The sequence below is a fragment of the Streptomyces sp. HUAS TT7 genome, from assembly GCF_051550175.1.
Taxonomy (GTDB): Bacteria; Actinomycetota; Actinomycetes; order Streptomycetales; family Streptomycetaceae; genus Streptomyces.
Genome location: NZ_CP196175.1, coordinates 6422366 through 6439395, shown reverse-complemented (window position 1 = coordinate 6439395; position 17030 = coordinate 6422366). Strand labels below are relative to the sequence as shown.

Below are 17030 nucleotides of genomic sequence, written 5' to 3'. Positions count from 1 at the left end.
GGTTGTCCATGAGTTCAGTGCACGAGCCGCAGGCCCGGGTGGCACCCGGGGACTCCGGAGAGCTGGCGGGCTGGCTCATCCCGGACTGGGAGGTGAAACCGGATTCCGTGGCGGCCGTGCCGCATCTCGCCTCGTTCAAGAGCAAGATCCGCGAATGCGAACGGGTCTGCCAGAGCCCGTACAGCGAGATATCGCACGACATCCAGGACGCGTTGACGCTGCGCCGCCTTCAGCAGATGGTCAACACGACGCTGCTGAATCCGCTGTGGCGGGACCGGCTGACCGAAGCCGGGGTCCCCGGCGCTCCGGCGACGTTCGAGGAATGGCAGCGCATACCGCTGTCCGACAAGGACACCCAGCGCGACTTCTTCATGGGCGACCGGCCCGGCATGGTCGTCCCGCTCGGCCACGGCGGATTCGAAATAGTGGCCAGCGGCGGCACCAGCGGCGGCCGCCCGCTCGAAATCGTGTACTCGCTGCGCGAGTTGCAGGACACGTACGAGATGGCCGGCCATTTCATGGGCACCTATCAGCTCGCCGAATACCTGCGGGGCGCCGACCCCAAGTGGCTGTACACCACGCTGGCCGACTACCAGATGTGGAGCAGCGGCACCATGGTGGGCGGTGTTCTGCAGAACGTGCCGGGCGTCAACTACATCGGGGCGGGCCCAGTCACCGCCGGGGTCCTGGAGCACATGTTCTCCTACCCGGGGCCCAAGGCCCTGATGGGCATCACCGCGGGCATCGCGATCCTCGCCGAGCTCGGCGCGGGCATGAGCCGCGAGGCCCGGGACAGCTTCCGGGTCGCCCTGTACGGCAGCGGGGTCCTCGCCCAGCGCAAGCGGGCCGAGCTCCAGGCGATCTACCCGAACCTGGTGATCCTCAGCTACTTCGCGGCGACCCAGGCCGAGACCATCGGGCTCCAACTCCGCGCGGAATCACCGTACTTGGCGTCCGTACCCGGTCTGCACCTGGTCGAGATCGTGGACGAGCGGGGCCGCTGGGTCGGCGAGGGCGAGGAGGGCGAGCTGGTCGTCACCCGGCTGCACGCCCACGAGGCTCCGCTGCTCCGCCTCAAGCTGGGCGACCGGATGATCCGCCGGCCCCGTCTGGACGGGGCCGGCCTGAAGGCCCAGCAGTTCGAGTTCGCGGGGCGCACCGGTGACATCCTGCACCTGGCCGACAGCCAGTACTCGGCGGCCCGCGCCTATGACGCGCTGCGCGAGGAGCTGCGCACGGCCACCGCGGTGGACCTGGACGAGGTGGCGCACGAGGTGCAGTTCGTCAATCACCGGGAGGGGCGGACGATCACGCTGGTCGCCTCGGTGGACGACGTGCCGGCCCTGACGTACCGCATGGACACCACGCTCGGCCCGTACGGGCTGCAGAGCGTGTTCGTCAACGCGGTGCCGCGCGCCCTGTCGCTGTTCAACCAGGGCGAGGCGAACCCGCTGTCGATCGAGAAGACCGGCTACCGCTTCCAGCTCAAGTTCGTCCCCAAGGCGTCGCCGGAGATCGAGCGGACGGCGGTGGGCAAGGTGCCGCTGGTGCGGGACCGCGGATAGCGAAAGGCCCACCACAACTCCCCTACACCAGAACAGGAGTGAGGATGAACCCGAAGGTCAACATCGTCGTGGTCGTGGACGTCATCGGGGCGCTCTCGGACGGCACCCTGCGCAACGGGAACCTCTGCATGATCGACGACGGTTCGCTGTCGAGCACCGGCCAGGGCACCCCCGAGCTGGTCACGGTCGTCAAGCCCGGCCAGGTCGTCACCTGGTCCGCGCTGGCCGTGGACCTCCAGACCCCGGTCGAGATCAAGAGCATCACGTTCCTCGGCCCGGACGCCGACGGCGGGCACGAGGCCGAGCAGGCGCCCCCTGCCGCGCAGGCCCCCGTGCAGGAGAGCCACAACGGGCACGCCGAGGAGCGGCACAACCCCGAGCTGGACGTGTGGAGCGGCGTGGTGCCCTATCTGGCGCCGGGCGTGGCCCACCGGTACCGCCTCGAAGTGCAGATGTACGAGGGCGAGTACAGCACTCTGCACATCGAGTCGCCCGCGCTGATGTGTCTGTAGCCGGAAGTCCGACGAGCAGAACCCCCAACGAGAGATGAGGAAGGTGGGCTCATGCCCCAGCAGCTAGCGGTCATCGTGCTCGTGGACGTCGGCAACGCGCTGGAGTCCCAGACGCTGAACGGCAACACGTACCTGTTCGACAACATGAAGTTGCAGGGCTCGGAGAACCAGGGCACCGGCGACCTGGTGACCGCGATCAACGGATCGTACTGGCGGGACGGTTCGCAGGCGAGCGAGCAGGTCCTCAACTGGCTTCCCTACAGCCTGGGTTCGATCCCGCCGACGGTTCCGCGCGGCTACGAGGCCGAGCGGGCGAGGCAGACCGACGAGCAGGCGCTGGCCGAGCTGGAGGACCTGGCCGTCAAGTCGAGTGCGGCCGGGGTGGACGCGGCGGCCGAGCTGAACCGCATCCGGCAGGCCGCGGGCCGCCGGGTGAAGACGACCCGGCGCACCCGGGGCCGTCTGTCGGGCCAGAAGGTCCTGGACGTCACGGGCAAGGTGGTCTCCAACGGCAGTACGGAGGCGCACAGTTACCCCGCACCGGTGATCACCGACATCTACGGGCAGGCCGTCGACGAGAAGGTCATCTATCCCGCGGAGTACGGCTCGCCGGACCTGGTGACCGACGGCTGGTACTGGTCGGCGACGGTCGACACGTCGCGTCCCGGCACCTACGCGTACACGATGCGGATCCAGTTGCACCGGCTCGTGCAGCAGGGCGGCGAGTCGCTGTGGGAGCCGGTGAACCTGACGTGCGAGTCACGGATCAGGGTCATCACCGAACCCAAGCGCAACGCCTTCACCAAGGCGGGGCTCGGTCTGCTGCCGATCCCGCCCCGCCCGTTCTCGTAGTGACCGCTGCTCGTAGGACCCCTGACCCAGCCAGAACGAGGAGGAGCAGATGACCACGAAACCGAGGCTGCGGGAGACCGGGGCCGCCGCCAAGCGGCCGATCTCGATCACCGCGGTGGTGGACTGCGTGGGGGCGCTCGCCTCCCACAGCGTGCACGGCCACCTGTATCTGTACGACACGAACAAGGCAGGCGGCTCCACCGGGTTCGGCACCGAGGAGCTGCGGACGAAGGTGAAGCGCGGCGACCAGCTGCTGTGGAACGTGCTCGCCCTGGAATGCGAGGCGTTCGTCAGCATCGACGACATCGTGATCGACAAGGACGTCATCGAGCCGGAGCGGAAGATCTATCCGGGCACCGATGTCGCGTACTGGATCGGGACGGTGAAGAAGGACGACGTGCGGTCCGTGCCGTACCAGATCAAGTTCAAGGTGGGCACGAGGACCGATCCCATCACGACCACTCTGTCGCCGGCCCTGTTCGGCTGACCGGCGTGCCCGAAGGAGGAGCGTTGAGTACGAGTACGCGCACCAGCGAGGTGGAGAAGCAGAACCCCGGTCAGCTGAACTCCGTGCAGCTCAATGTCGTGACGCTCGTGAACATGGGGCGGGCGGCGGCGACGGGTTCGCTGAAGGACTCCATGTACATGATGGACAACAGCGTGGGGGGCACCGGGCAGGGCACCCACCAGTTGGAGACGGTCTGCAAGCAGGGCCAGGTCCTGAACTGGATCATCCGGCCCATCGACATGGAGAAGCGCCCCGACGGCACCTGGCCGCCGATGCCGAAGATCAGCAGCCTGGTCTTCCTCGACACCGAGCGGGGTGACGAGGAGGACGTCATCGAGCGGAAGATCTGTACGGAGCTGAAGATCTACGGGATGCCGGACCGCATGCGCGACCCGTTCACGCCGGTCTACTACTACTGGGCGGGCACGATCCTGAGCACCACGCGGCCGGGTGTGTACCGCTACCGCCTGGTGGTGGAGCTGGAGCAGGACGGCAAGAAGGAGAAGCTGTACCTGAACACCGTGGAGCACCCCTCGATCCGGGTCCTCGCGGTCTGATCCCGACGGGGTTGTGCCCCGGACTCCGCGAGACCGCCCCGGCCGCCTCCGCATCGGTGGCCGGGGCCGGGGCGGGTCCGGTGGGTCCGGTCGCCCCGGCCCGCCGGGCCCGCCCTACTCCTCGTCCAGCGGCAGGACGGCGGTGACCTGCCAGCCGCCTTCGGGGGTGGGGCCCGCGGCGAGTTCGCCGCCCATCGCGGTGACCCGTTCGGTGAGGCCCGCGAGTCCGAAGCCGCCGCCGCGGGCCTGTTCGGCGAGGGTGGCGGCGCTCGACCCGTCGTCGGCGACGCGCACTTCGAGCCGGCTGCCGGTGGTGCGGATGCCGATGCGTACGGCCGTGGCGTCCGCCGCGTGTTTGCGGACGTTGGTCAGGGATTCGCGCACCACCCGGTGGGCGAGGGCGGCGGCGTCGCCGGGCAGGCGTTCCTCCAGACCGGTCTCGATGTACAGGACGGCCGGGGGCCCGGCGCGGGAGAAGCGGGCGGCGAGCTCGCGGACCTGGGCGAGGCCGGCCACCGGCTCGGTCTCCGCCTCGCCCTCGCGCAGCACCCGCACCAGGCGCCGCATCGCGCCGAGCGCCTCGCCGCCCGCCTCCTCGATGCGGGCGAAGGACTCGGCTGCACGTTCGCCGGAGGCGGCGGTGAAGCGGGCGGCCTGGGCCTGGACGACGATGCCGGTGACGTGGTGGGCGACCAAGTCGTGGAGTTCGCGGGCGAGTTCGATGCGCTCGGCGGCTCGTACGGCTTCGAGGTCGCGGACGCGCTGGCCCGACTGGGCGCGCAGGAGCAGTGAGTACGCGCTGACCACGACGGCGAGCACGGTGAACAGCAGCGTGAACCGCCCGGGCTGGGCGTCGCGTACCGGCGCCGCCACACAGCCGAGGCCGAGCACCGGGCCGAGGACGGCGGCGGTGCGGGCCGGGGCGTACAGGAGGACCGAGGACAGCAGCACCAGAAGGGCGATGGCCTCGCCCATGCCCCAGACGATCTCGGGGCGGCCGGTGAAGAGCAGGGCGGTCGCGGTCCAGCTGACGGCGGCCGCGGTCCAGGCGCGCGGGACGAGCGGGATCTTCTTCCAGGGCACCGCGCAGACGCACACCACGATCCCGGCGCTCCACACGATGGCGTGCGGCCGGGTGGGCTGGCGGGCCAGGGACACGCCTTCGTAGGTGACGAGGGCGACGAGGACGGCGGCGAGCAGGGGCCGGGCGGTGGCGGCGGCGCGCGGATGGTGCCGGAGCCAGCGGCGTACGGGGCTCACGGGCCGGTCACGCGGCGCTCGTGGCGAGTCCGCTCTCCCAGGCCCAGGCGGCGATCTCGACGCGGTTGCGGGCGCCGAGTTTGCCCTGGACGTTGGCGAGGTGGGTCTTCACGGTGGACAGGGAGACGTACAGTTCGCGCGCGATCTCTGCGTTGGTGGCGCCGCGGGCCAGGCAGCGCACGACGTCGCGTTCGCGTTCGGTGAGCGGCTCGGTCGGTTTGCGTACGCCGTCGGCGGGGCGGGCGGAGGCCAGTTCCTTCAGGAGCCGCACGGTGATCGCGGGCGAGACGAGGGAGTCCCCGGCGGCCGCGGCGCGCACCGCTTCGACGAGCATTTCGGGGCTGGCGTCCTTGAGGAGGAAGCCGCTGGCACCGCCGTGCAGGGCCGCGTGGACGTATTCGTCGAGGTCGAAGGTGGTGCAGATGACGATGCGGGGGCGGTCGCGGCCGGCCAGGCGGCGGGTGACTTCGAGGCCGTCGAGGCCGGGCATCCGGATGTCGAGGAGCAGCACGTCCGGCTGGAGGCGCTCGACGGCTTCGAGGGCGGCGTGCCCGTCGACGACGTCGGCGAGGACCTCGATGTCGGCCCTGCTCTCCAGGATCATGCGGAAGCCGGTACGGACCATTTCCTGGTCGTCCGCGATGACCACTGTGATCGACATGCCCCTATATGAGCAGGTTCGGCCGGACGCCCGCAAATTCGGGGCGCCCGGCCGGGCCGGAGGCACGGGCGCTGCGGCGCTACAGGTTCGAGGCGGCCTGTGCGATCGCGGCGGCGAAGGTCGAGACCTCGGAGTAGACGCCGGGGTAGCCGGGCTCGGCGCAGCCGTTGCCCCAGCTGACTATGCCGACCTGGATCCAGGCGCCCGCGTCGTCCTTGCGGAACATGGGGCCGCCGGAGTCGCCCTGGCAGGTATCGACGCCGCCCTGGTCGACGTAGCCGGCGCAGATCTCGTCACCGGGCGTGAGGTCGTCGCCGTACGCCTTCTTGCAGTCGGCGTCGTTGACGAAGGGGACGGTCGCCTTGCGGAGGTAGCGCTGCTGTCCGCCGCCTTCGCTGGTCGCGCCCCAGCCGGCGATGGTGAAGGTGCCGCTGTTGTACGCGGTGGTGGTGGCGATCTTGAGGGTGGGCTGGTTGATGGGCTTGGCCAGCTTGATCAGCGCCCAGTCCTTGCCCTTGCCGTTGTAGCCGGGGGCTTGCAGGACTTTGGTGGACTTCACCTTGATCGCGCTTGAGCTCTGCAGGTCGACGACGCCGCCGGTGGCGGTGATGGAGGTGTTGGCGCCGCTGCCGTCGACGCAGTGGGCGGCGGTGAGCACGATCTGCTGGGTGTAGAGGGCGCCGCCGCAGCCCATGGAGAGCCGGACCATGAACGGGAACTCTCCCTGGGCGGCGGGCTTCCCGCCGACGACGGGCGTGGGCGAGGCGGGCGCAGAGGGCGCCGCGAAGGCGTCGGCGGCGGGCAGGCTGAACGCGGCGGCGAGAACGGCCGTGACGGCCAGACATCTGCGCAGGGCTCGCATGATTTTCTTCAACTGACTGCCTCTCGTGGGGGGGTTGGCTGTCACACGCACGGACGGGAACCCTTGATATGTCATGGGCGCGTCAATGCATTGCGGGGATTATGGGGAGGCCTCCGCGCCCCTCACAAGGCCCACTTTCCGGCCAGTGTTCGGACGGGACCGCCGCCGCCCTGCGCCCGTACAGTGGAATCCGGTCCGCGGTTCGGAACGGGGGTGGCAGCGTGGGCGCGTCGAGCCCGGTGGTGCACGGGTATCCGCACCTCGCCACGGTGCGCGCGGCCATCACGGCGCTGCACAGGCGGCTGTCCCCGGACGGGCTCCGGGGGTACGCGACGAGCGTGCTGCCCGCCGACGTGGCCTTCGCCGACCACGACGACCTGCACCTCGGGGCCCAGCGGGTGGCCCGCGCGCTCGTCCAGCACCTGCACCTGCCCGACGCCCGGATGATCGTGGGCTTCCGCGAGATGCAGCATGCGGCGAGCGTCGAACTGGCCGCGGGGCCCGAGTACTTCATCGAGCTGAACGACCGGTTCCGCAGCCACCGCCGGGACATCGGGGCGGCGCTCGCGCACGAGATCACCCACGTGCTGCTGCACCGCCTGGACCTGACGTTCCCCGGCACCCGTGACAACGAGATCCTCACGGACACGGCGACGACCTACCTGGGTGCGGGGTGGCTCCTGCTGGACGCGTTCCGCGAGGACGGGGTGTCCAGCCAGAAGCTGGGCTATCTGACGCCGGAGGAGTTCGGGTACGTCCTGGCCAAGCGGGCGTCGCTGTTCGGCGAGGACCCCTCGCCCTGGTTCACCAGCCCGCAGGCGTACCCCGCGTACACGGCGGGCGCGGCGCAGGCCCGCCGGGACGCATCGCAGCCTCCGCTCGTCGCGGCGGGCTGGACGGGGCGGCGTCGCTACGCGAAGGACCGGCGGTACGCCTCCGAGCACGAGGGTGCGTGGGCAGAGCCCGGCTCCCCCTACTCCTTCGAGCCCGGCGCGGACGGCCTGCGGGTGCGCTTCGCGTGCCCGCGGTGCTGCCAGCGGATCCGGGTGGGCGTGCGGGGGCGGGTGCGGGCGCGGTGCGGGTTGTGCGGGGCGGTACTGGACTGCGACACGTAGCGCCCCGCCTGGGCGGGGGGCGGTTTTTTGCGTGCGGGCCCGTCGGGGGGGCGCGCAGTTCCCCGCGCCCCTGAGTCGTCATTGAGCTGCGGGCCGCTCCTGGCTGGTCGCGCGGTGCCCCGCGCCCCGTAGGGCGCCCAGGGTTGCCGGCGCCCGAGCGGGGCCGGACCGGCCCGGCAGCATGCCAAAGCCCGCGCCAACTAATGTTCCCCGCACGGGGTTTGCGACGTCAGGGATGCCCCGGTGGACTACGGGGTGGAGGGGCTCATGCGTGCGCAGCGGGGGCGGTCGGTGCGGTGGGTCGGGGAGTGGTTGGCGGGGGCTCGTGTTCCCGAGGCCAGCACGCTGGCCGACGCGCTCGGGTTCGCCGAGAACGCGCCCGATCTCCAGCGGCTGTGGCGGTGGCAGCCGCAGCAGCTCGACCGGATCGAGCAGCTCTACGCGGCGGCCCAGCGGGCCTTCGAGCGGCGTACCCGTGACGATGTGTGCCGGGCGCTTGAGCAAGCGGTGCGGGGCGGGGTGCGCATGGCGTCGGTCGAGCACGCCGAGACGCGGGCCGCGGCCGCCGAGCGGCTGAGGGACGAGGCGGACGCCGCTGCCCGGCGCCTGGACGCCGACGCGGCGCTGGCCAGCAGCCGCGGGCTCAACACCGGGCTCGCCTTCGGCATGGTGCTCAGCCCGGTCGTGCTGGTCCTCGCGTTCGCCGTGGGCGAGGCGGTGCCCACGCTGTTCGACAGCAAGCTCGCCTGCCCGGAACAGCTGAGTCTGATGCACGCCCTGGTGTGTTTCGCGGGCGGCGCGCTCGGCGCGGTGTTCAGCGTGATCGTCCGGCTGCGCAACGCCTACCAGCTGATGCACCGGGCGCCGGGCCGCGGCGGGATGCAGAACATACCCGCCGATCCCCGCCAACTCGCCCAGATCATGCGCCAGGAGGGCTGGTACCGGGTGGTGGTCGGCTGGTTCCTGGCCACCTCGCTGTTCCTGCTCATCAACGGCGGCGTCCTCACGATCTTCGCGCCGCCCGCCACCCCGGCCGGCCTGTGCGGTGCGGGCCGGCTGTCCATGGCCGACCACGAGGCCCTGATCAAGGCGTTCTTCTTCTGGGGCACGATCGGCTTCCTGGCGGGCCTCAATGAGCGCTGGGCCTACGGGCTGCTGCGCCGCGGCGGCGCGGACCGCCACACGAGCGACCCCGCCGGCTGAACCCCGTGCCCCTGGGCCCGAGGCCTTTCGAGCCGGGCCCGCCCCAGCCGGGCGCCGCGCCTCCGTGGCCGAAACCCGCTGACCGGATCCGACCGGCAAACGCATCGCGCAAGTCGCCCCGCGTTCACCGACGGGACACCCACCACCCCCGTAATGGAGTTGTCTGTACAACAGTTGTCCGTACAACTTGGAGCTCCCGTGATCGCCCCCCGCATACGCACCGCAGGCCTCGCCGTGACCCTGGCCGCCTCCGCGTTCGCCCTCGCCGCCTGCGGCGCCAAGTCCGACGCCTCGACCGGCGCGGCCGACGGCGGCAAGGGCGGCAAGAGCCCCGCGGCCGCCACCTCCGCGAAGGACGCGGGCGGCATGGACGCGCTGATCGCCGCCGCGAAGAAGGAGGGCACGCTCAACGCGATCGCCATCCCGCGCGACTGGGCGAACTATGGCGCGCTCATCGACGGCTTCACGAAGAAGTACGGCATCAAGGTGTCCGTCGAGAACCCGGACGGCACCAGCGCCGACGAGATCAACGCGGTCAAGACCCGCAAGGGTCAGGGCCGCGCCCCCGACGTCCTCGACCTCGGCGCCTCCTTCGCGCAGTCCGCGGGCGACCAGGGCCTGACCGCCCCGTACAAGGTCGAGGGCTTCGACAAGATCCCGGCGGCGCAGAAGGACGCGCAGGGCCGCTGGTTCAACGACTACGGCGGCTACGTCTCGATCGGCTGCGACGCGGGGCGCGTCAAGGTGTGCCCGACCACGTTCGCGGACCTCCTGAAGCCCGAGTACAAGGGCCAGGTCGCGCTCAACGGCAACCCCACCAAGTCCGGTTCGGCCTTCGCCGGGGTGTACGCGGCGTCGCTCGCCAGCGGCGGTTCGCTCGACAACATCCAGCCCGGCCTGGACTTCTTCGCCAAGCTGAAGAAGGCCGGCAACTACAACCCGGTGGAGTCGACCCCGGCCACCGTCGAGAAGGGCGAGACGCCCATCTCCATCGACTGGGACTACCTGAACGCGGGCTACGCCGACGAGTTCAAGACCAAGGGCCTGGACTGGAAGACCGCGGTCCCCTCCGACGGCGTCTACGCCCAGTACTACTCGCAGGCCGTCAACAAGGACGCCCCGCACCCGGCGGCCGCCCGCCTGTGGCAGGAGTACCTGTACTCCACCGAGGGCCAGAACCTGTGGCTGAAGGGGTACGCCCGCCCGGCGCTCATGCCCGCCATGGACAAGGACGGCACGCTCGACAAGGCCGCGGCCGCCAAGCTCCCGCAGGTCTCCGGCACCCCCACCTTCCCCACCGAGGCGCAGAACACCCAGGCGAAGACGGTCCTCGCGGGTGGCTGGGCCAAGGCGATCTCGGGCTGATCACTCCATGACCCTCACGACCACCACATCGACTCCGGCCGCTGTCATGGCAGTTGAGCGACCGACAAAGCGCCGGGGCCGCAGGCGCCCCGGCGCCTGGCTGGCGGCGGTTCCGCTGCTCGCGTTCGTCGCGCTCGCCTTCGGCGTCCCGGCCCTCGCCATGCTGAACGGCGCGCTGTCCGTCGACGGCTCGTACGGGCTCGGCAACATGAGCCAGTCCGTGCACGGCGCGTACTGGACCGCCCTGCTCGGCAGCGTGAAGCTCGCGGCCACCACCGCCGCCATCGCCGCCGTGCTCGGCCTGCTGCTCGCGCAGGCCGTCGTCACCTCGCGCGGCAAGGCGCTGCGCGAGGCCGTGCTCACCGCCTCGGGCGTGCTCGCCAACTTCGGCGGCGTGCCGCTGGCCTTCGCCTTCGTCGCCACCCTCGGCAACGCGGGCGTCCTCACCACCAAGCTGGGCCTGGCCAAGCACGGCTGGAGCCTCTACAGCTTCTGGGGCCTGGCCCTGACCTATCTGTACTTCCTCGTCCCGCTGATGGTGCTCACCGTGGCGCCGGCCCTGGACGGGCTTCGCCCGCAGTGGCGCGAGGCGGCCCAGAGCAGCGGCGCGAGCGCCTGGCAGTACTGGCGTCACGTCGGCGTCCCGGTGCTGCTGCCCACCCTGCTCGGCGGCTTCGTCCTGCTGTTCGGCAGCGCGTTCGCCGCGTACGCCACGGCCGCCTCGATGGTGGGCAGTTCGGTGCCGCTGGTCACGATGCAGATCGCCGACGCGCTGTCCGGCAACGTGCTGGTCGGCCAGGAGAACGTGGCGCTCGCGCTCAGCCTCGACATGGTGGTCGTCGCCCTGCTCGTGATGGCCGTGCACCTGCCGCTGCAGCGAAGGAGCGCCCGATGGCTCGCCTGACGTATCCCCTGCGTCCGTGGCGCGGCGCGGTCCTGCTGGTCGCGGGCGCCTACTTCCTGGTGCCGCTGCTCGCGTCCCTCGTGTTCACCGTGGACGTGCCCGGGCAGGGCTTCACTCTGTCCTCGTACACGCAGATCTTCAGTGCCGACGGGTTCACCGCGGCCCTGCTCAGGTCGGTCGGGCTCGCCCTGTGCACGGTCGGGCTCGCCCTGCTCCTGACGCTGCCGGCCGCGCTCGCGGTGCGGCTCTCCGGTTCGGGGCGGCTGCGGGCGGTGCTCGAAGTGGTGTGCACGCTGCCGCTCGTGGTGCCGCCGGTGGCGCTGGTCGCGGGTCTGGGCACGGTCCTCAAGTGGGGCCCTGACCATCTCGCGACGACCCCGCTGTACCAGACGTTCGTCGCGATCCAGAACCCGTCGTTCCCGCTGGTCCTGGTCTTCGCGTACGTCGTGATGGCGCTGCCGTTCGTGTACCGCTCGCTGGACGCGGGGCTTCGGGCCGTCGATGTGCGCACCCTGGTGGAGGCCGCCCGCGATCTGGGCGCGTCCTGGCCGCGGGCCCTGTTCGCGGTCGTACTGCCCAATCTGCGCACCGCGCTCCTGAATGCCTCGTTCCTGGCGCTGGCCCTGGTGCTCGGCGAGTTCACCGTGGCCTCGCTGCTCGGGTTCCAGCCGTTCGCGGTGTGGATCGTGCAGGCCTCCGGCGACAACGCCCAGCTCTCGGTGGCGGTTTCGCTGCTCAGCCTGCTGCTCACGTGGGGGCTGCTGCTCGTGGTGACCGGCCTCGCCCGCACCCGCGGCACCCGTAAGTCTCGTAAGAAGGAAGCCGTCTGATGACCACCGCACCGCCGCGCACCGGCACCGCCCTCACGATCCGGGGCCTGCGCCGCGCCTTCGGGTCCGCCGTGGCCCTCGACGGGCTCGACCTGGAGGTCGCGCCGGGTGAACTCCTGGCGCTGCTCGGCCCGTCGGGCTGCGGCAAGACCACCGCACTGCGGGTCCTCGCGGGCTTCGAGCGGCCCGACGCGGGCGAGGTGCTGCTCGACGGCGAGGACATCGTGCCGGTGCCGGCCAACCGGCGCGACACCGGGATGGTCTTCCAGTCGTACAGCCTCTTCCCGCATCTGAGCGCGGCCGACAACGTGGCCTTCGGCATGAAGATGCGCAAGGTTGCGACGCCCCGACGCCGGGCGCGCGCAGCCGAGTTGATGGATCTGGTCGGCCTGCCCGAGCACGGCGGCCGCTTCCCGCACCAGCTGTCGGGCGGCCAGCAGCAGCGGGTGGCGCTCGCCCGCGCGCTCGCCCTCCAGCCGAGGCTGCTGCTCCTGGACGAGCCGCTCTCGGCCCTGGACGCCAAGGTCCGCGTCCAGCTGCGCGAGGAGATCCGGCGCCTCCAGCTGGAGCTCGGCATCACGACCGTGTTCGTCACCCACGACCAGGAGGAGGCCCTCTCGATGGCCGACAAGGTCGCCGTGATGAAGGGCGGACGGCTCGAACAGTGCGCGGCCCCGGCCGAGTTGTACGACCGTCCGGCGACCGCGTTCGTGGCGTCGTTCGTCGGCACGATGAACCGCGTCCCGGGCACGATCACCTCCGACGGCCTCGCCGAGGTCCTCGGCGTACGCCTGCCGGTGGACGGCCCGGCTACCGGCTCGGTGTTCCTGCTGCGCCCAGAAGCCCTGGAGGTGACGGACGGCGGCCCCGACACGGTGACGTCCTCCTCCTTCCACGGTGCGAGCACCCGCCTGACCGTGCGGCTCGCGGACGGCACCGTGGTCAAGGCCGATCTGCCCTCGCACGCCGCCGGATCGTTCGGCGCGGGCGCGAGCGTCACCGTACGGCCGCAGCGGCGTCCCGTGCTCGCGGCCGGTGAGGCGGCGTGAGCGGGCTGCGGGCGGTCCTGTTCGACATGGACGGCACCCTCGTCGACACCGAGGAGGCCTGGGTGGAGGTCGTGGAGAAGGTCGCGGCCCGCTACGGGCACGCGCTGGTGGGCGAGGAGCGCCGCTCGGTGTACGGCCGCTCGGTGGAGGACACGGCGGAGCTGCTCCATGCGTCACTCGGCGCCCGGCGCGAGGAATTGGCGGCGGAACTGGGCGCGGACTTCACGGCACGCGTTGCGGACGGCGCGGAGCCGCGGCCGGGCGCCCTCCGACTCCTGCGCGTGCTGCGGGAGTCAGGGGTACTGACCGCACTGGTATCGGCATCACCGAGCGCGATCGTGCGGCGCGTGGCGACCTCGCTCGACGGGCACCGTTTCGACGCGGTGTACGGGGCGGAGGACACCGAGCGCACCAAGCCTGCGCCGGACCCGTACCTGGCGGCGGCCGCGGCGCTCGGCGCGGATCCGGCGCGCTGCGTGGCGGTCGAGGACACCGCGACGGGCGTGGCCTCGGCGGAGGCCGCGGGGTGCGCGGTGCTGGCGGTGCCGTCGGTGGAACCCATAGCGCCCGCCGCGGGCAGAACGGTGCTGACTAGTCTGGAGGAGGCGGACCTCACCTTGCTCCGCTCAATGATTGACAGTTGAGGGGGCCCGGGGTGTCCAGCAAGTCGCCGCTCTACCGGAAAGTGGCCGGTGATCTGCGGACCGCCATCGCGGCGGGCGAGTACGGTTCGGGCGCGCGGCTGCCCGCCGAGGACGAACTCGCCCGCCGCTACGGCGTGTCGAGAGGCACGGTCCGCCAGGCCCTCGCGTCACTGCGCGCCGACGGCCTGGTGACCTCGCGCCGCGGCGCCCGGCGGGTGGTCCTCGGCGGCGCGCCCCGCCTGCAGAGCTTCGGAGAGCTGCGCTCGTTCGCCCGCTGGGCCCGCTCACTGGGCGAGGAACCGGGCGGCCGGACGGTGGCGGTGGAACCGTCGGAAGCGACGGAGGAAGAGGCACACCACCTCCAACTGCCCTCCGGTGCAAGGGTGTTCAGGGTCCTGCGGGTCCGCACGCTGTCGGGCGCGCCGGTGATGGTGGAGCGCTCGACGTACCCGGAGCGGATCGGGCGCCTGGTGGCGGCGATGGACGTGGACGAGGTGTCGCACTCCCACCAACTGGAGCTGCACGGCGTCCTGTTCACGGACGCCCACCACACCATCGACGTGGCCCTGGCGGACGCGGACGACGCGGAACTGCTCGGCTGCCGGGTGGGCCACGCGCTGCTGCGCGAACGCCGCCGCTCGACGGACCCGGCCGGCACGCCGGTGGAGTGGTCGCAGGACCGCTATCTGCCGGGGACGGTGGCGTTCACGGTGCACAACTCGACGGCGACCAGTGCGCTGGGGCGGCAACTCGGGGAGGAGTGAGGCCGTGACCACGACCGAGGCCCGCCCCACCCCCGGGAAGGGGTGAGGCGGGCCTCGGCGTAAGTCGACCGACTCCCGGCTCAGCAGCCGAAGTCGACCAGGCGGAACGTGGCGTAGTGGTCGGCGGTGTAGTAGTCCTCGTGGTCCTGCTCGCCCGTGATGATCCGGCGGGTGCCGCGCGTCGGCGCACCCGGGGTGATCACGGTGTACTCGTGGTAGTAGCCGCTGCTCTGGCTCGGCAGCGCGTGCTCGCGGTTGTCGAAGACGATGCCGTCCCTGGGGTACGGGAACGGGCCGCCCTGGTCGATGAGGCTGATCGTGTCGTGCGCCTGGGACGGCAGTTCGGAGTAACAGACGTTGCCGACCGACTTCACGGACACGGAGGCGGAGACGGCGGTGGCCGTGGGGGCGGCCGAGGCGCTGCCGGCGACCGGGCCGGCGAGAAGAGCGGCGGCTACGGCGAAGGCGCCGCCGAGGGCTGCGAAACGTGGGGGGATTGTCATGTGCACCATGATGACGCGCGTAGAGCGGCGGCCGTCAACGCCAACACCGTTGATTTTTCTACCTGTTAACCGAAGCGGTCATGTGCGTAATGAAAGCGCCACGGGCGGTTAAGTCGTTCGCAACCTGAGATCATTCGCCGCCCCTATCGCGATCCGTAGACCACCCCCGGAGTCTCCGCCTCCGCCAGGAGTTTCAGCGCCGCCTCGCCCGCCTCGCGCGGGGTCCAGCGGGCGCCCTTGTCGCTGGTCGGGCCCGGGCGCCAGCCCTCCATCACGGTGATGCGGCCCGCCTCCGCCTCGAAGACCCGGCCCGTGACGCCCTCGCTCGCCGCCGAGCCCAGCCACACCACGAGCGGCGAGACGTTCTCGGGGGCCATCGCGTCGAAGGCCCCCGGCTTCCCCGGCGCCGCCATCGCCTCCGCGAACGTCCCCTCGGTCATCCGCGTGCGGGCCGCCGGGGCGATCGCGTTGACCTGGACTCCGTACCGGCCCATCTCGGCCGCCGCGACCAGGGTGAGACCCACGATCCCCGCCTTCGCGGCACTGTAGTTGCCCTGGCCCACCGAGCCCAACAGCCCCGCCCCGGAGCTGGTGTTGACCACCCGCGCCGCGACCTCGCGGCCCGCCTTCGCCTCGGCGCGCCAGTACGCGGCGGCGTGCTTCAGCGGCAGGAAGTGGCCCTTCAGATGGACCCGCACGACCGCGTCCCAGTCGTCCTCGTCCAGGTTGACCAGCATCCGGTCGCGCAGGAACCCCGCGTTGTTGACCAGGGTGTGCAGCGCCCCGAACGCGTCCACCGCCGTCGCGATCAGCGAGGCCGCGCCCCGGGTCGTCGCGATGTCACCGCCGTGCGCCACCGCCTCGCCGCCCGCCGCCCGGATCTCGTCCACCACCAACTGCGCGGGGCCGGCCGATCCGCCCTCCCCGTCGACTCCGACTCCGAGGTCGTTGACCACGACCCGCGCCCCCTGCTCGGCGAACGCCAGCGCATGGGCGCGGCCGAGCCCCCGTCCCGCGCCGGTCACGATCACGACCCGCCCCTCGCACAAACCGCTCATCTTCCGTTCCCTTCGGACTGATTGACGTTGGCCGCGGCCAGGAACGCCGGGCGCTCCCCGCCGCCGTGGACAAGGAGCGACGCGCCGCTGATGTACGACGCCTTCGCCGAGGCGAGGAAGACCGCGGCCGCCCCCACCTCCTCGGGCTCGGCGAGCCGGCCGAGCGGCACGGTCGCGCCGACCCGCCGGACGCCCTCCGCGTCGCCGTAGTGCAGCTCGCTCAGTTCCGTGCGGACCATCCCGAGGACCAGGGTGTTGACCCGGACCTCGGGCGCCCACTCCACCGCCATCGAACGCGCGAGGCTCTCCAGGCCCGCCTTCGCGGCCCCGTACGCCGCCGAACCCGGCGAGGGCCGCCCCCCGCTCACGCTGCCGATCATCACGACCGAGCCGCGGGCCGCCCGCAGATACGGCCGGGCGGCGAGCGACGCGGTGATCGGGGCCGTCAGATTCAGCTCGACGACGCGCGCATGACGTTCCGCCTCGCCCTCGTCGAGCAGCCGGTACGGGGTGCCGCCCGCGTTGTTGACCAGTGCGTCAAGGCGCCCGTAATCCGCGGCCACCGAGGCGAAGAGGGCTCGTACGGCCTCGGGTTCACGCAGGTCGAGCGGGCGGAACTCGGCTGTGCGGCCGCCGAGTTCGACGGGATCGTCGGGCGGTCTGCGGGCGCACACGACCACGTCCGCGCCCGCCCCGAGGAACGCCTTCGCGATGCCCGCGCCCACGCCCCGGGTGCCACCGGTGACGACGACTGCCTTCCCGGCCAGCTCCATCCGCTGCTACCTTCCTGACTCAACACCTGACCTAACAAATGTTTG

19 protein-coding genes are annotated in these 17030 nt (G+C 71.6%); 13 read left to right on the top strand and 6 right to left on the bottom strand.

Going from position 1 to position 17030, the window contains the following annotated elements; translation table 11 throughout:
• Positions 1-8 precede the first annotated feature (8 nt).
• Genes ACSHXC_RS28995 through ACSHXC_RS28975 form a run of 5 tightly spaced genes read left to right on the top strand, consistent with a single transcriptional unit; the run spans position 9 to position 3994 of the window.
• Positions 9-1565, top strand: coding sequence for a hypothetical protein (locus ACSHXC_RS28995; protein WP_438294401.1), 1557 nt, complete (start codon positions 9-11; stop codon positions 1563-1565).
• A gap of 44 nt (positions 1566-1609) precedes the next feature.
• Positions 1610-2077 (top strand): hypothetical protein, encoded by a 468-nt coding sequence (locus tag ACSHXC_RS28990; protein WP_438294400.1) that lies wholly within the window; start codon positions 1610-1612, stop codon positions 2075-2077.
• Between the two features lie 51 nt (positions 2078-2128).
• Entirely contained in the window at positions 2129-2929 is an 801-nt protein-coding gene (locus ACSHXC_RS28985; RefSeq protein WP_438294399.1) for a hypothetical protein, read from the top strand.
• Positions 2930-2978: 49 nt separating this feature from the next.
• On the top strand, positions 2979-3416 hold the full coding sequence (locus ACSHXC_RS28980; RefSeq protein ID WP_438294398.1) for a hypothetical protein: 438 nt from the start codon (positions 2979-2981) through the stop codon (positions 3414-3416).
• Positions 3417-3439: 23 nt separating this feature from the next.
• Positions 3440-3994, top strand: coding sequence for a hypothetical protein (locus ACSHXC_RS28975; protein ID WP_438294397.1), 555 nt, complete (start codon positions 3440-3442; stop codon positions 3992-3994).
• Positions 3995-4108: 114 nt separating this feature from the next.
• Here ACSHXC_RS28975 and ACSHXC_RS28970 read toward each other — a convergent pair whose 3' ends face one another.
• The 3 genes from ACSHXC_RS28970 to ACSHXC_RS28960 form a co-directional block, all read right to left on the bottom strand.
• Entirely contained in the window at positions 4109-5254 is a 1146-nt protein-coding gene (locus ACSHXC_RS28970; protein WP_438294396.1) for a sensor histidine kinase, read from the bottom strand.
• A 7-nt stretch (positions 5255-5261) separates the two neighbouring features.
• Positions 5262-5915 carry a response regulator gene (locus ACSHXC_RS28965; protein WP_438294395.1) on the bottom strand — a complete coding sequence of 218 codons (654 nt, stop codon included), beginning with the start codon at positions 5913-5915 and terminating at the stop codon, positions 5262-5264.
• Positions 5916-5994: 79 nt separating this feature from the next.
• A complete protein-coding gene (locus ACSHXC_RS28960; protein WP_438294394.1) occupies positions 5995-6789 on the bottom strand; it encodes a S1 family peptidase in 795 nt (264 codons plus the stop codon).
• A gap of 209 nt (positions 6790-6998) precedes the next feature.
• On the opposite strand from ACSHXC_RS28960, the gene ACSHXC_RS28955 reads away from it, so the two are divergent.
• The 8 genes from ACSHXC_RS28955 to ACSHXC_RS28920 all read left to right on the top strand — a co-directional run bounded on the left by ACSHXC_RS28955 (position 6999) and on the right by ACSHXC_RS28920 (position 14651).
• Positions 6999-7892 carry a hypothetical protein gene (locus ACSHXC_RS28955; RefSeq protein ID WP_438294393.1) on the top strand — a complete coding sequence of 298 codons (894 nt, stop codon included), beginning with the start codon at positions 6999-7001 and terminating at the stop codon, positions 7890-7892.
• A gap of 267 nt (positions 7893-8159) precedes the next feature.
• Positions 8160-9095, top strand: a complete 936-nt coding sequence (locus tag ACSHXC_RS28950; protein ID WP_438294392.1) for a hypothetical protein — start codon at positions 8160-8162, stop codon at positions 9093-9095.
• 153 nt (positions 9096-9248) lie between these two features.
• On the top strand, positions 9249-10460 hold the full coding sequence (locus ACSHXC_RS28945) for an ABC transporter substrate-binding protein (protein ID WP_438294391.1): 1212 nt from the start codon (positions 9249-9251) through the stop codon (positions 10458-10460).
• A gap of 7 nt (positions 10461-10467) precedes the next feature.
• Positions 10468-11364 (top strand): ABC transporter permease, encoded by an 897-nt coding sequence (locus tag ACSHXC_RS28940; RefSeq protein ID WP_438294390.1) that lies wholly within the window; start codon positions 10468-10470, stop codon positions 11362-11364.
• Entirely contained in the window at positions 11352-12194 is an 843-nt protein-coding gene (locus tag ACSHXC_RS28935) for an ABC transporter permease (protein ID WP_438294389.1), read from the top strand. Before ACSHXC_RS28940 ends, ACSHXC_RS28935 begins: the two co-directional genes overlap by 13 nt.
• Positions 12194-13243 (top strand): ABC transporter ATP-binding protein, encoded by a 1050-nt coding sequence (locus tag ACSHXC_RS28930; RefSeq protein ID WP_438294388.1) that lies wholly within the window; start codon positions 12194-12196, stop codon positions 13241-13243. Before ACSHXC_RS28935 ends, ACSHXC_RS28930 begins: the two co-directional genes overlap by 1 nt.
• The gene (locus ACSHXC_RS28925) at positions 13240-13887 is read left to right on the top strand and encodes an HAD family hydrolase (protein WP_438294387.1); all 648 of its coding nucleotides are present in this window, start codon (positions 13240-13242) and stop codon (positions 13885-13887) included. The genes ACSHXC_RS28930 and ACSHXC_RS28925 overlap by 4 nt, the downstream gene beginning before the upstream one ends.
• An 11-nt stretch (positions 13888-13898) precedes the next feature.
• Positions 13899-14651, top strand: a complete 753-nt coding sequence (locus ACSHXC_RS28920; protein ID WP_438294386.1) for a GntR family transcriptional regulator — start codon at positions 13899-13901, stop codon at positions 14649-14651.
• An 80-nt stretch (positions 14652-14731) separates the two neighbouring features.
• On the opposite strand, the gene ACSHXC_RS28915 is transcribed toward ACSHXC_RS28920, so the two are convergent.
• The 3 genes from ACSHXC_RS28915 to ACSHXC_RS28905 all read right to left on the bottom strand — a co-directional run bounded on the left by ACSHXC_RS28915 (position 14732) and on the right by ACSHXC_RS28905 (position 16985).
• Complete coding sequence (locus ACSHXC_RS28915; RefSeq protein ID WP_438294385.1) at positions 14732-15154, bottom strand: ribonuclease domain-containing protein; 423 nt, start codon at positions 15152-15154, stop codon at positions 14732-14734.
• A gap of 143 nt (positions 15155-15297) precedes the next feature.
• A complete protein-coding gene (locus ACSHXC_RS28910; RefSeq protein ID WP_438294384.1) occupies positions 15298-16212 on the bottom strand; it encodes an SDR family oxidoreductase in 915 nt (304 codons plus the stop codon).
• On the bottom strand, positions 16209-16985 hold the full coding sequence (locus tag ACSHXC_RS28905; protein ID WP_438294383.1) for an SDR family oxidoreductase: 777 nt from the start codon (positions 16983-16985) through the stop codon (positions 16209-16211). The genes ACSHXC_RS28910 and ACSHXC_RS28905 overlap by 4 nt, the downstream gene beginning before the upstream one ends.
• Positions 16986-17030 lie beyond the last annotated feature (45 nt).